The organism is Caloramator quimbayensis, assembly GCF_900167605.1.
In the GTDB taxonomy this organism is placed as follows: domain Bacteria; phylum Bacillota; class Clostridia; order Clostridiales; family Caloramatoraceae; genus Caloramator_B; species Caloramator_B quimbayensis.
This window is the reverse complement of record NZ_FUYH01000019.1, coordinates 37,563-50,487: the sequence shown is the minus strand read 5'-3', so window position 1 is coordinate 50,487 and position 12,925 is coordinate 37,563. Positions and strand designations below refer to the sequence as shown.

The following is a 12,925-nucleotide window of genomic DNA, read 5'->3' as shown; positions in this document are numbered from 1 at the left end:
CATAAATGCAAACAAAACTACAAATGTAATCGTTGAAATTTCAAATGGGGATTTCACTCTTTTTTTATTTAAGGTATTGATTTTTTCTCCAAGATGATATACTTTAGAAAAGTAAGTGAGCATTTGTTTTAAATAACTTTTGTTCATTTCATCAGCATCCTTTTTATGTTTGTTTGTGGTAAAACTATTATAAAAAGGATGCTTTCTTTATGCAATTTTTTTCTCTATATTTTCCAGTAAAAATCGGAAAATACCTAATTTCTACTTACTATTTCTTAACCATTATAAATCAACGGGCTTATCGCCCTAAAAATTTTCAAGTGCGAAATCTCTGTTTGAAACATGTTTGAATAATTATGATTTAAATATTATAATATTGTTAAAATTTGAAAGATTATGGAGGATAAAAATGGAAAGAGAAAGAGCGGTAAAGCTTTTAGAAAAGCACTTAACTTCACCACATTTAATAAAACACTCATATGCTGTTGAGAGCGTTATGAGAGCTTTAGCAAAAAGATTTGATCCAGAAAGAGTAGATTTCTGGGGAGTGTCAGGACTTCTTCATGACTTAGATGCAGATTTAGTTGACTGGAAAAACGACCCTACTCTTCATGGACCAAAAACTATCGAAATTTTGAAAGAAGTTTCTTTTGGCGATGAAGAGATGTATCATGCAATACTCGCCCACAACGAAGCTACAAAAACACCTATAACTAATTTTTTAGATAGAGCACTTTATGCCTCTGATCCAATAACGGGATTTATAACAGCTATTGCATTAGTCTATCCCGATAAGAAAGTTAAAAGTGTAAAGGTAAAATCAATAGTAAAAAGGATGGACGAGGTAAGGTTTGCAGCCGGGGCAAACAGAGAGGCTATGAGGTCGATTGAAAACCTTGGAATAAGCTTTGAGGACTTTGCACAGCTTTCTTTGAATGCAATGTGCGAAATATCAGATGTTTTAGGATTATAATTTTTAGTGCAGCATATGCTGCACTTTTTACTTTTAAGAGGTGAAATTTTAAATTATGTAAAAGATTACAATAATATATTTTGCATTTTTCATATTTATCCGCTAAAATTAGATTTAATAAATTGCTAATACCTACATAATGGAGGTATGAAAATGAAAGAGTGGATAAGAAAAATTGCAATTTCTTTAATGATATTATTAACTTTAATGATTACAATTGAATATGAAAGCAGTAGAAATGATATGAAGGAAAAACTTCCCGAAAATTATAATAATGTTTATAAAACAAAGAAGCTTATAATTGGACGTGCAAATGATTCTTTAGGGTTGGATCCTGCGAATGTAACCGATATCGATTCTTTAAGAGTTACTTCTAATATATTTGAAACTCTTGTTAAATATGAAAAAGAGGGAAAAGAAATAATTCCAGGGCTTGCAGCAAGCTATAAATATAGCGAGGATGGACTTGTTTTTACATTTCGTTTAAGGCAGGGAGTTAAATTTCATGACGGCACAGCTTTTGATGCAGACGCTGTTGTGTTTAATTTTAGAAGGTGGATGGACAAGGATAATATTTATCATAATGGAGAGTTTGAATATTATAATTACGTATTTAACGGGTTTCCTGGAATTATAAAGGAGGTCACTGCAGTTAATAATTATACTGTCGAAATAAAGCTTAATAAACCCTATGCTCCTTTTTTAAGCTCTCTTGCTATGCCTGTTTTTGGCATTGCAAGTCCTGATTCTATTAAAGAATATAAAAATGATGTATACAAGCATCCAGTTGGCACAGGGCCCTTTATGCTCAAAAGCTGGAAGCCCAATGAGAGCATAACCCTAATTAAAAACAATGAGTACTATGGAATTAAGGCAAAGGTTGATGAAATAGAGTTTAAGGTTATACCCTCTGACAAAGATAGAATAGAGCAGTTAAAGCAAGGGAATATTCACATAGCTGACGACATAAATCCTGATGATGCAGCTGCAATTAAAAATGAAACGGATTATAGACTAATATTAAGACCTTGTTTAAATGTTTCATATATAGCTTTAAATAATGAAAAACTGCCCTTTAGTAAAAAGGATGTACGAACAGCTATAAGCTATGCAATAGATAAGGATGATTTAATAAAACAAGTTTATTCAGATTTTGCAAAGCCGGCAAAAACTTTTATACCTCCTCTTTTTATAGGATACGATGATGGAATTGATAAAAGAGAATATGATATTAAAAAGGCAAAGGAGCTTTTAAAGAAAGCAGGATATTCAAAGGGTTTTAAAACAACATTATGGGTTATGAACAGCTCGAGGAGTTACATGCCAAAACCCCTTGAAACCGCTATGTACATTAAAAATAGTCTGAGTAAAGTAAATATAAACGTAACAGTAAAAACTTTAAATTGGTCTGAGTATTTAAATAGGATAAAAAATGGAGAACATGAGATGGCTTTAATAGGTTGGAGCGGAGATAATATGGACCCAGATAATTTTTTATATACCCTCCTATCATCACAGAATGCTAAACATGGGGTGGCTTCTAATTATTCTTTTTATAAAAACAATGATGTGGACATGCTATTGACACAGGCACGTCAGACCAATGATACAGAGTTTAGAAAACTTTTATATAAAAAAGTTCTTGCCATTATTAATGATGATATGCCATCAATTCCTTTAACGCACAATATGCCGGTTATAGTTGCAAATCCCTGTGTAAAAGGTTATGTACCTTCAATGACTATGAATGAATCATTAGAAAATGTGGATATTGAATTTAGATAATAATGCGCAGGAGCAGATATTATGAAGAGAAAGAACTATGTTATTTATTTTATTGTGTTTTTTGCAATATTAATAATCATAAGTGAATATGGAAAACTTCACAAAAATCAAAGCTATATAAATGTTCTTTTGCTTCCAAGCCTCCCTCAGCCTATTGCAAAGGAATACGCTTTAATTACATCGGCAGGTCAAAGCTCTGATGTATATATAATATGCGATGCGGCAAATAAACTTGCAATACACAATTATTTTATGCCAAAAGCTACTGAGGAGGATTTAGAGGGTATAAATACAGTAGTGTTTGCAGTAGGTTACAGCAGTATTGGGGAAAAGATGCATGATATGAGCTATGATGAGGAGAAAAAAAGAATAATTGGGATTTTAAAAAAAGCAAAGGAAGAGAATAAGAAAGTCATAACAATTATGCTTGGAGGATATGAGAGAAGAAATAATAAAACAGATGAACTCCTTGAAATATTATGCAGCAATACAGATTATTTAATAGCCAATAAACAGGCAGATAAGGATAAATATATATCAAATCTTGCTAAGGATAATAAAATACCACTTACATTAATAAATAAGGTTAATGACATTCTTGAACCATTTTCATCTGCTTTTAAATAATCTTTGAAACATAGGGGCAGTTCTTGGACAAGTTTTTTAAGAGAGGTTTTTCTATGAAAAAAAAGGAACTTTATTTTAAATATATATATATAATTTTTGGGATTATGCTTTTAATAATTAGCATTTATTTTCCTCTTATTACGAAGAATTCATGGTTTAATATAATATATAGGATTAAAGAGGCTGTTACTTTAGGGGATAGCGGACATCTCATTTTAGCATCGGCAGTAATGAGCTTTTTATATGCTCTTCAAAATAGTATTATGTTTTTGGGAATAATATTTATAATGCATTATATTAAGATAAGAAAATCCTATGAAGGGATTAAATTATTATGTATATCTATTTTCATAGCATCTGTTTTTTATTTTTTTAGTTTCATATTGAATTTTCAGCAGGAGCTCATAACAACAGCATTATCCTTTATAATATGCCTTTTAATATATGAAAAATTGTTTCAAGAAACAAACAGCTTTTTTATTGTTTTTATAATGTCCTTTCAAGTTTTCTTTGCTTTTCAATGGATTAATATAATGCCTCTTTTTTCGCCATATCATATTGGCCAAACAGATATACCCTACAGCATAAAAATAGCAGCACTTTATTTGAATTCAGCAGCAGTTTTAAATTTTACTGGATGGGCATTTTTTCTGCCGCTCATTTTTTTAGCTTTTACAACTTCAACGCTTTTTGTAAGTTATTCAAAAAATATGAGGATTATTAAAGACAATTATGAGAAACAAAAAGAGATACAAAACATGAAAGCAAAAATAATGCAAAGCAGAATAAATAATGAAATGAAAACCCTTGTGCATGATTTAAAAACACCTCTTGTAACAATAAGAGGTCTTAGCTCGCTTCTTTCAATATCAAAGGACTATGATAAGATACAGGAATACTGTCAGAGGATTGAGGGTTCTGTAGATAAGATGAATGAAATGATTTCCTGTTTTTTATATGAGAGCTCAAAACAAAAAATTAAAACTGAGGAACTTATAAATTATGTAAGAGCTCAGCTGCCTTTAGAGGATAATTCCATAAAAATAGATATTAAAATTTATGAAGGTGTTCCCGATTTATATGTGAATAAGATTAGAATGGCAAGGGCAATAATGAATATACTTGAAAATGCAATAATTGTTCCATGCATAAAACCTTTTAAGCATATCGTTTTTGAAGCAAAACCCTTAAATGAAGGAGTTAAAATAATAGTAAAAGATAATGGCATTGGAATAGACGAAGGGGAAATTATAAAGATTTTTGAGATGGGTTATTCTACAAACAATACATCAGGTCTTGGACTTTGGTTTGCAAAGAAAGTTGTGGAAGAAAATGAAGGGAAAATAGAAATTTTAAGCACAAAAGAAGAAGGTACGACTGTTTTAATATATCTGCCTTCTGCTTGATATATTAAAAAACTTTAATCATATGAGGTGATTTTTATGAATAAAACTTTTAATATGAAGAAAATTATTATAATCGATGATGAGGTAGATATACAATACACCATTAAAGAAATCTGCGAATATGCAGGATGGGAAGGTATAGTAGCACAAAACGGCAAGGAGGGAAGTGAGCTTTGCAGAAAAATAAAGCCTAATCTTGTAATTGTTGATTACCATATGCCGGATTGGGATGGACTTACTACGGTTAAAAAAATACGTGAATTTGATGGAACCGTGTCTATATTAGTTCTTACAGTTGATGAACGACAGGAAATAGCGGAGAAGTTTATAGCTGCAGGTGCCAGCGATTTTGCGTTAAAGCCCATTAGGACTCCTGACCTTATATCTCGTATAAAAATAAATTTGATGATTAACGATATGCAAAAAAATTATGAAAGGGAAAGAAAGCAGGTTTTCATTGAAAAGGGTATAAGTCAGGCAACCCTTGATTTGATATGCGATTATTTAAAATCTAACGAAGCGTTAACGATAGACGAAATTACAAAGGGTGTAAACCTTGCATATCAGACAGTTCATAGGTATATACAATATTTATTGGAAGAAGAAATCGTAGAAATAATGCCACAGTATGGGCAGCTTGGAAGACCTAAAAACAAATACAAATTATCGACAAAAATAAAAAAATGAAGGATTATATTGTTTTAAATTCCATTTAAAAAATTTTCAGAGAAAAATGTTATAAAAATAGGAATATTTATATGCATAAAGAAATATATATTTACATATTTATTTATTTTAAACAAAATTTTAGGGAGGGATATTATTGAAAAGAGTAATAGCTTTTATGCTTGCAGCTATTATGACTTTAAGCTTAGCTGCATGCGGTCAAAAGGAGAACAATCAAAGTTCTCAGAATTCTCAGCAGCAGAATCAGACACAGGAGCAAAAGTTCCACATTGGAATCGTAACTGGAACTGTTGCACAATCAGAGGATGAACTTAGAGGTGCGGAAGCTTTTATAAAGGAATACGGTGACGTTGATAACGGAGGAATAGTAAAGCACGTTACTTATCCTGATAATTTCATGCAGGAGCAGGAGACAACCATTGCTCAGATTGCAGGACTTGCTGATGACCCTCTTATGAAGGTTATAGTTGTAAATCAGTCAGTTCCTGGAACTGTTGCAGCATTTAAGAAGATTAGGGAAATAAGACCGGACATATTACTTCTTGCTGGTATACCACAGGAAGATCCTAACATGATTGAAGAGGCATCAGATCTTGTTGTTGATGCTGACAATATAAAGCGTGGATACCTTATGATTCTTGCAGCAAAGAAAATGGGAGCAAAAACTTTTGTTCATATTTCATTCCCAAGACATATGAGTATTGAGCTTTTATCAAGAAGAAGAAAGATTATGGAAGAAGCTTGTAAGGATTTAGGATTAAAGTTTGCTTTTGAAACAGCTCCAGACCCAATGAGCGACGTTGGAATTCCTGGTGCTCAGCAGTTCATACTTGAAAAGATGCCAGAATGGGTTAAGAAATATGGTAAGGATACAGCTTTCTTCTGTACTAACGATGCTCAGACTGAGCCTCTATTAAAGAAGGTTGCTGAACTTGGTGCAATATTTGTTGAACCAGACCTTCCATCACCTATTATGGGATATCCAGGAGCTTTTGGAATAGACCTTAAAGCTGAAGCAGGTAACTGGCCAGCAATTTTAAAGAAGGTTGAAGATACAGTTATTGCTAAAGGCGGCGGAAAGAGAATGGGAACTTGGGCATATTCCTTTAACTATACAACAACAGAGGCTCTTGCAGAGTTTGGTAAGAGAGTAGTTGAAGGAACTGCAAAGAAGGATTCATTTGAAGATTTAATGAAGTGCTTTGAAAAGTATACTCCAGGTGCTGAATGGAACGGTTCATATTATATGGATGTTGCAACTGGAGAAGAAAAGAAGAATCACGTTTTAGTTTACCAAGACACATATGTTTTAGGACAGGGATATCTTGGACAGACTAAGGAGACAATTCCAGAGAAATATAACAGCATAAAGTAATTTATTGATGACAAGTAGCCACTCGCCTAGCGAGTGGATACTTGTTTTAAAGAATAATTCGACTAAGTGTAGAGGTGAAAAAATGTCGGAGGGAAACATTTTATTAAAAGTTGAAAACGTTGGAAAACAATTTGAAGGAAATAGAGTTTTAAAGGATGTAAATTTTACCCTTAAAAAAGGGGAAATATTAGGACTTGTTGGTGAAAATGGTGCAGGTAAGTCAACACTTATGAAGATACTCTTTGGTATGAACGTTATTCAGGAAACTGGAGGATATGAAGGAAATATATATCTTGACGGAGAAAAAATAAATTTTAAAAGCCCTCTTGAAGCGCTTAATTCAGGAATTGGAATGGTTCATCAGGAGTTTTCCCTAATACCTGGATTTACAGCCGCAGAGAACATACTTCTTAATGTAGAGAAAACTAAGCCTAATGTTATATCTAAAATTTTCGGTAAAAGGCTTGAAACTATAGATGAAAAAGAGATGAAAAAATCAGCTCAGATTGCAATCGAAACTTTAGGGGTTGATATAGACCCTGATACTTTAATCTCAGAAATGCCTGTTGGGCATAAGCAGTTTATCGAAATCGCAAGGGAAATAGATAGAGAAAAGGTAAAACTTCTTGTGCTTGATGAACCGACGGCAGTTCTTACTGAGTCTGAAGCAGAAATACTTTTAAAAGCCATGAGAAAGCTTGCTGATTCAGGAGTTTCAATTATTTTTATATCCCACAGATTAAACGAAATAATTTCAATATGCGATAAACTTGTAGTATTAAGGGATGGAGTAGTTATAGTTGAAAGACCAACAAAGGGCGTTGAAATAAGGCAGATTGCAGAGTGGATGGTAGGACGCTCCGTTGAAGGTGAAAAAAGTGTTCATATAAAAAATGAGGAGGATTTTGATGATAAGGATATAATCCTCGAGGTTAAGAATCTTTGGGTAGACATGCCAGGTGAAACGGTAAGGGATGTTAACTTTAAAGTGAGAAGAGGAGAGATTTTTGGAATAGGCGGACTTGCAGGTCAAGGAAAACTTGGGATCCCAAACGGAATTATGGGATTATTCCCTTCAGGAGGAGAAGTCACTTTTAACGATAAAAACCTTGCTTTAAACAACACATATAATGCGCTTAAAAGTGGACTTGCTTTTGTTTCTGAGGACAGACGAGGTGTTGGACTTTTACTTGATGAACCTATTGATATGAATATAGCATTTAATGCTATGCAGGTTCATGATAAATTTATTAAAAAATTATTAGGCGGACTTATTAAATGGTGCGATAATAAGGCAATAAAGGAATGTGCTGAAAAATACATTAAAGAGCTTGATATTAAGTGCACAAGCGAAAAGCAAAAGGCAAGACAGCTATCAGGAGGAAATCAGCAGAAGGTTTGCCTTGCAAAGGCTTTTGCTCTTGAGCCTACGCTTTTATTTGTTTCGGAACCTACAAGAGGTATAGATGTAGGAGCTAAAAAATTAGTTCTTGATGCATTAAGACGATACAATGAAGAAAACAATACTACTATTATTATGGTATCCTCAGAACTTGAAGAGCTTCGTTCAATTTGCGACAGGATTGCGATTGTAAGTGAAGGTAAAGTAGCTGGAATACTTTCAGCAAAGGCTTCGGTTACTGATTTTGGTCTTTTAATGTCTGGAATAGATAAACTTGAGGAAGAAGGTGAAAGCAATGAACAGAATTAACCAATTTATAAAAAGCTTTGGCTGGCCACGTATAATTATAGCATTATTCTTAATATCCTTGTTCATTGCGGGGCCATTTTTCGGTGTATCAACTGATATGTCTTTAAATGATGTTTTTGTCAGATTTGGAATGAATGCTATTCTTGTTTTATCAATGGTTCCAATGATACAATCAGGCTGCGGGCTTAATTTTGGTATACCCGTAGGACTTGTTGCTGGACTTATAGGAGCTGTAATGAGTCTTGAATTTAAATTAACAGGTCCTGCAGGAATTTTGGCAGCATTTTTAATTGCTATTATTGCTGCTACGATATTCGGATATTTTTACGGCAAACTGTTAAACAGGGTTAAAGGGGACGAAATGATAATTGCAACCTATGTTGGTTTTTCATTTATATTCTTTATGAATATGATGTGGATAGTTCTTCCTTTTAAAAACCCATCGAGTGTCCAAGGATTTAAGGGTACGGGACTTCGTGTTACCATAAGCGTTCAAGAATATTGGTATCACATAATAAGCGATTTTCTAAAGATTAAATTTACTGAACATTTTACATTCCCTACGGGTATGTTTATATTCTTTGCTTTAATGAGTTTTATTGTGTGGGCGTTTTTTAGAACAAAAATCGGTGCTGCTATAACGGCAGTAGGATCTAACCCAGAATATGCAAGGGCAGCAGGTATAGATGTGGATAAGATGAGAGTAATATCTGTAATCTTTTCTACAATATTAGCAGCTATAGGTATTATCGTTTATCAGCAAAGCTTCGGTTTCATCCAGATGTTCAATGCTCCGTTATCCTTTGTTTTCCCATCGGTTGCAGCAGTACTTTTAGGAGGAGCATCTGTAAATAAAGCATCGATTGCCAACGTTATTATTGGTACAATACTCTTTCAAGGCATACTTACTATGACGCCATCGGTTATAAACAGTGCTATAAGCATAGACGTTTCAGAAGTTATAAGAATTATAGTATCAAATGGTATGATAGTATATGCCTTAACAAGGAAAGCGAGGTAGAAACATGAAGCTTAAGAGTGATTCATTAAAAAGATTTTTAATAGACAGCGCAGTACCTATTCTTTTTATAGTAATAAGCGTAATAGCAATACCCCTTTCTAAATTTACAGGGCTATATCTCGTAAGGGAGATAGTAACACGATTGACAAGGGACACATTCCTTGTGCTCTCGCTTTTACTTCCCGTTATGGCTGGTATGGGTATAAACTTTGGAATGGTTTTAGGAGCAATGGCAGGACAAATAGGGCTTATCTTTGTTACAGATTGGGGCATAAGAGATGTTTTAGGATTAGTTATTGCTATGATAATATCAACTCCAATAGCCATACTTCTTGGATATTTCAGCGGTGGGGTTTTAAACAGGGCCAAGGGGCGCGAAATGATTACGTCCATGATGCTCGGGCTTTTTATATCAGGTATATATCAGTTTTTCCTTTTATATCTATGCGGAAGCATAATACCTATTAAAAATCCTAAACTTTTATTATCGAGAGGGTATGGTATTAGAAACGCAATAAATCTTGATACAGCAGGAGCCTTTGATAAATTATTAAGAGTTAAAATAGGAGGTGTTCCTGTTTCCTTTGGAACAATTCTCATTATTGTTGCGATTTGTATATTTACATCATGGTTTAGAAAGACAAAACTTGGACAGGATATGAGAGCTGTAGGGCAGGATATGGGAGTTGCTGATTCAGCAGGAATTAAAGTAGAAAAGACTCGTATACAATCTATTATAATATCTACAGTTCTTGCATGCTATGGACAGATTATATATCTTCAAAACATAGGGACTATAAACACTTATAATGGAGCAGATCAGGCAGCGCTGTTTGCTGCAGCTGCACTACTCGTTGGAGGAGCAACTGTCAGCAGAGCGACAATTGCAAATGCTATAGTTGGTACAGGACTTTTTCATCTTATGTTTATAGTAATGCCTATGGCAGGTAAAAACCTTACAGGTTCTGCTATGCTCGGGGAATACTTTAGAATGTTCGTTTCCTATGGTGTTGTAACAATAGCACTAGTTCTTCACGCTTGGAAGAGACAAAAGGATAAGGAGATGGACAGGGCTCAATTCAGAGTTGATGTAAAAACTTCAAAATAATATAAAAAAGAACCGATATGGCCTTAAATCAGGTTATATCGGTTCTTTTTTGTTTAAAATATCTTTTTAAATATATCTCTTAACCATTCAAAGAATCCTTTGGTTTCTTTATTTTCAGTTTGGGTGCTTGTTTTAGAAACTACAGGAGCCTTAATCTCCTCAGTTCTCATTATAAACTTAACGCTGCCTTCCATATCTTCTCCTATTCCGCAGAAAGCCTTATAATCTTTAGATAATTTTACGATTTCATCCTTTGATTTTATTATATCATCGATATTTCCTAATTTATCATTAACCTTTGAATCTATTTTATCTATTCCCTCATCTTTAAATTTTTTCATATTCTCGTCAAGTTCTTTTGTACCATTAGAAAGCTTCGCACTTCCCTCATTAAGTTTAACAGAGCCTTCATAGGCGCTTTCTACTCCCTTTGAGAATTCATCTGTTCCCTGTGATAAAGCCAAAGAGCCTTGATGCAGAGAGTTTAATCCTTCATAGAGATTTTGATTTCCCTGTGCAATGCTTGAAATTGAAGGGCCAACCTGTTTTAATCCTTCGCTTAGAGCTTTGCTCGAATCTGTAAGCTTATTTGCACCTTCAGATAGTGAATTTCCTGCGTTTTGAAGTTCCTGCGCATGGGATTTTAAAGTTTCTCCTCCTTTTGAAATCAAATATGCTCCATCAGCAGCTTTCTTTTGACCATCCTGAAGGGATGATAGGGCTGAATTAAGATTATCTGTACCGTTTTTAATGCTTACAATTCCGGCTTCAAGCTGTGACAGTGCTTGAACATATTGATTTCCTGAATCGAGAAGCTGCTTTAGGTAAGCTTTTTGAGTTTCAAGGCCTGATGTAAGTTTCTCTTGAATTTCCTTTGCCTGTGGTATTGGAGATAAAAGCGAAACTACTGTTTCAAGACCGTCGACACCCTTAATTAAAAGCTCTATTGCATTGTTTTCTTTTGTCTTTGCTTCTTTTAATTTTGATATAACTTCAAGGCTTTTTGAAGCACCATCGGATATCTGTTTTTCACCGTTTTTAATCTGTTCTGTGGCTGTAACGAGCTTATTTAGTCCATCATAAAGTTCACCAGTTTTTTTAGATAACTCCATTGTACCGTCTGCAAATTTAACTGCTCCATCTGCAAACTTTTTTGAACCTGCAGCGAAGTTTTCGGCTCCAGCTGCATACTCTACGGTCCCCTTTGAGAGCTTTTCTGTGCCTGAAGATAATGCAGCTGCGCCTTCGGAGAGTTTTTTCGCGCCATTTAATGCATCTTCACTACCCTTTGCAAGCTTTTGAGCACCATCGTTTATTTTTTTTGAAGACGAATTAAGAGTATCAAGACCTAATGTTAGTTTATTCATGTTGTCAGAAAGTTCCTTAGCACCCTGTGCTATTTTTCCTGTACCATCAGATAATTTGTATGTCGCGTCCTTAATTTTTGAAATACCGTCGATTAATTCTTTTATGTTGTCAGCACCTTCGATTTTACCTACATCTATCATCTTTGGAGTTGCAGTTATAATAATTGGTTTTAATTCAAAGCTTGTGCATTCTGCTTCAATCGTTAAGTTTTCAGGTATATCGATTAAACTTTCATCAATTCCAAGGCTGTCTTTAAGCCCCAATATTGTTGCAAAGGTTATAACCTGATTGTTTCCGTCGGATAACATTTCCCCAGAGTTTATCTTTACGTTTTTAAAATTATCAAGGGGAAGATTAACAGCTGCAACGACTGTGAATGGAGTATATATAACTTTATTTTTACCATTTATGCTTGCAGTGTGGGCATCCTTGTTCTTTAATTCTATATTTATTTTAATTTTACCGCTTTTTCCTGCAATGTCTTGAGGACTTACTTTGCTGCCATCTAAATAGTAACTTATATTAACATTTATCGGAAGAGATTTATTGGTTTTTCCCTGATAGAATATATCGTTTTTGTTTGTTTTCCATGTTAAAGTATCTCCAGAGATAATTGGCTTTTCATCGCCTTTTACATTAGTAATAGAGCTTAATGTAGATTTATCTTTTATTTCTATATCAGCTTTGTCGCTATGAAGATAGTCGCTTACAATGACTTCCTTTTTTTGACCCTCTGCAGATAATATTGCATATACAGATTCATCCTTTTTAACTAAATCCTTTGCGAAGGCTATATTTGTCAGCATAAAGCATGCTATTGAAGATATGGCTACTGTTTTTACAATATAATTTTTAATTGCCATT

General features: G+C 33.9%; 10 protein-coding genes. 9 read left to right on the top strand and 1 reads right to left on the bottom strand.

Translation table 11 applies throughout. The features are described from left to right. Window positions 1–409 precede the first annotated feature (409 nt). From B5D15_RS11380 to B5D15_RS11340, 9 genes are all read left to right on the top strand, one after another. On the top strand, window positions 410–973 hold the full coding sequence (locus B5D15_RS11380; protein WP_078697247.1) for an HD domain-containing protein: 564 nt from the start codon (window positions 410–412) through the stop codon (window positions 971–973). A 153-nt stretch (window positions 974–1,126) separates the two neighbouring features. Then, the gene (locus tag B5D15_RS11375; RefSeq protein WP_207651467.1) at window positions 1,127–2,758 is read left to right on the top strand and encodes an ABC transporter substrate-binding protein; all 1,632 of its coding nucleotides are present in this window, start codon (window positions 1,127–1,129) and stop codon (window positions 2,756–2,758) included. Between the two features lie 21 nt (window positions 2,759–2,779). Then, window positions 2,780–3,385, top strand: a complete 606-nt coding sequence (locus B5D15_RS11370; protein ID WP_078697246.1) for a DUF6305 family protein — start codon at window positions 2,780–2,782, stop codon at window positions 3,383–3,385. Window positions 3,386–3,438: 53 nt separating this feature from the next. After that, window positions 3,439–4,791 (top strand): sensor histidine kinase, encoded by a 1,353-nt coding sequence (locus B5D15_RS11365; RefSeq protein WP_078697245.1) that lies wholly within the window; start codon window positions 3,439–3,441, stop codon window positions 4,789–4,791. Window positions 4,792–4,827: 36 nt separating this feature from the next. Beyond that, a complete protein-coding gene (locus B5D15_RS11360; RefSeq protein ID WP_242948743.1) occupies window positions 4,828–5,478 on the top strand; it encodes a response regulator in 651 nt (216 codons plus the stop codon). A 136-nt stretch (window positions 5,479–5,614) separates the two neighbouring features. After that, window positions 5,615–6,853, top strand: coding sequence for a DUF3798 domain-containing protein (locus B5D15_RS11355; protein ID WP_341428974.1), 1,239 nt, complete (start codon window positions 5,615–5,617; stop codon window positions 6,851–6,853). Between the two features lie 82 nt (window positions 6,854–6,935). Next, window positions 6,936–8,564, top strand: coding sequence for a sugar ABC transporter ATP-binding protein (locus B5D15_RS11350; protein WP_078697244.1), 1,629 nt, complete (start codon window positions 6,936–6,938; stop codon window positions 8,562–8,564). Continuing rightward, window positions 8,551–9,585, top strand: a complete 1,035-nt coding sequence (locus tag B5D15_RS11345) for an ABC transporter permease subunit (RefSeq protein WP_078697243.1) — start codon at window positions 8,551–8,553, stop codon at window positions 9,583–9,585. Before B5D15_RS11350 ends, B5D15_RS11345 begins: the two co-directional genes overlap by 14 nt. A gap of 4 nt (window positions 9,586–9,589) precedes the next feature. Then, the gene (locus B5D15_RS11340; protein ID WP_078697242.1) at window positions 9,590–10,693 is read left to right on the top strand and encodes an ABC transporter permease subunit; all 1,104 of its coding nucleotides are present in this window, start codon (window positions 9,590–9,592) and stop codon (window positions 10,691–10,693) included. Between the two features lie 53 nt (window positions 10,694–10,746). On the opposite strand, the gene B5D15_RS11335 is transcribed toward B5D15_RS11340, so the two are convergent. Next, on the bottom strand, window positions 10,747–12,924 hold the full coding sequence (locus tag B5D15_RS11335; protein ID WP_078697241.1) for a YhgE/Pip domain-containing protein: 2,178 nt from the start codon (window positions 12,922–12,924) through the stop codon (window positions 10,747–10,749). Window position 12,925 lies beyond the last annotated feature (1 nt).

Coding starts and splice junctions, on each gene's coding strand:
- B5D15_RS11380 (WP_078697247.1), top strand. CDS start 410: ATGGAAAGAGAAAGAGCGGTAAAGCTTTTAGAAAAGCACTTAACTTCA.
- B5D15_RS11375 (WP_207651467.1), top strand. CDS start 1,127: ATGAAAGAGTGGATAAGAAAAATTGCAATTTCTTTAATGATATTATTA.
- B5D15_RS11370 (WP_078697246.1), top strand. CDS start 2,780: ATGAAGAGAAAGAACTATGTTATTTATTTTATTGTGTTTTTTGCAATA.
- B5D15_RS11365 (WP_078697245.1), top strand. CDS start 3,439: ATGAAAAAAAAGGAACTTTATTTTAAATATATATATATAATTTTTGGG.
- B5D15_RS11360 (WP_242948743.1), top strand. CDS start 4,828: ATGAATAAAACTTTTAATATGAAGAAAATTATTATAATCGATGATGAG.
- B5D15_RS11350 (WP_078697244.1), top strand. CDS start 6,936: ATGTCGGAGGGAAACATTTTATTAAAAGTTGAAAACGTTGGAAAACAA.
- B5D15_RS11345 (WP_078697243.1), top strand. CDS start 8,551: ATGAACAGAATTAACCAATTTATAAAAAGCTTTGGCTGGCCACGTATA.
- B5D15_RS11340 (WP_078697242.1), top strand. CDS start 9,590: ATGAAGCTTAAGAGTGATTCATTAAAAAGATTTTTAATAGACAGCGCA.
- B5D15_RS11335 (WP_078697241.1), bottom strand. CDS start 12,924: ATGGCAATTAAAAATTATATTGTAAAAACAGTAGCCATATCTTCAATA.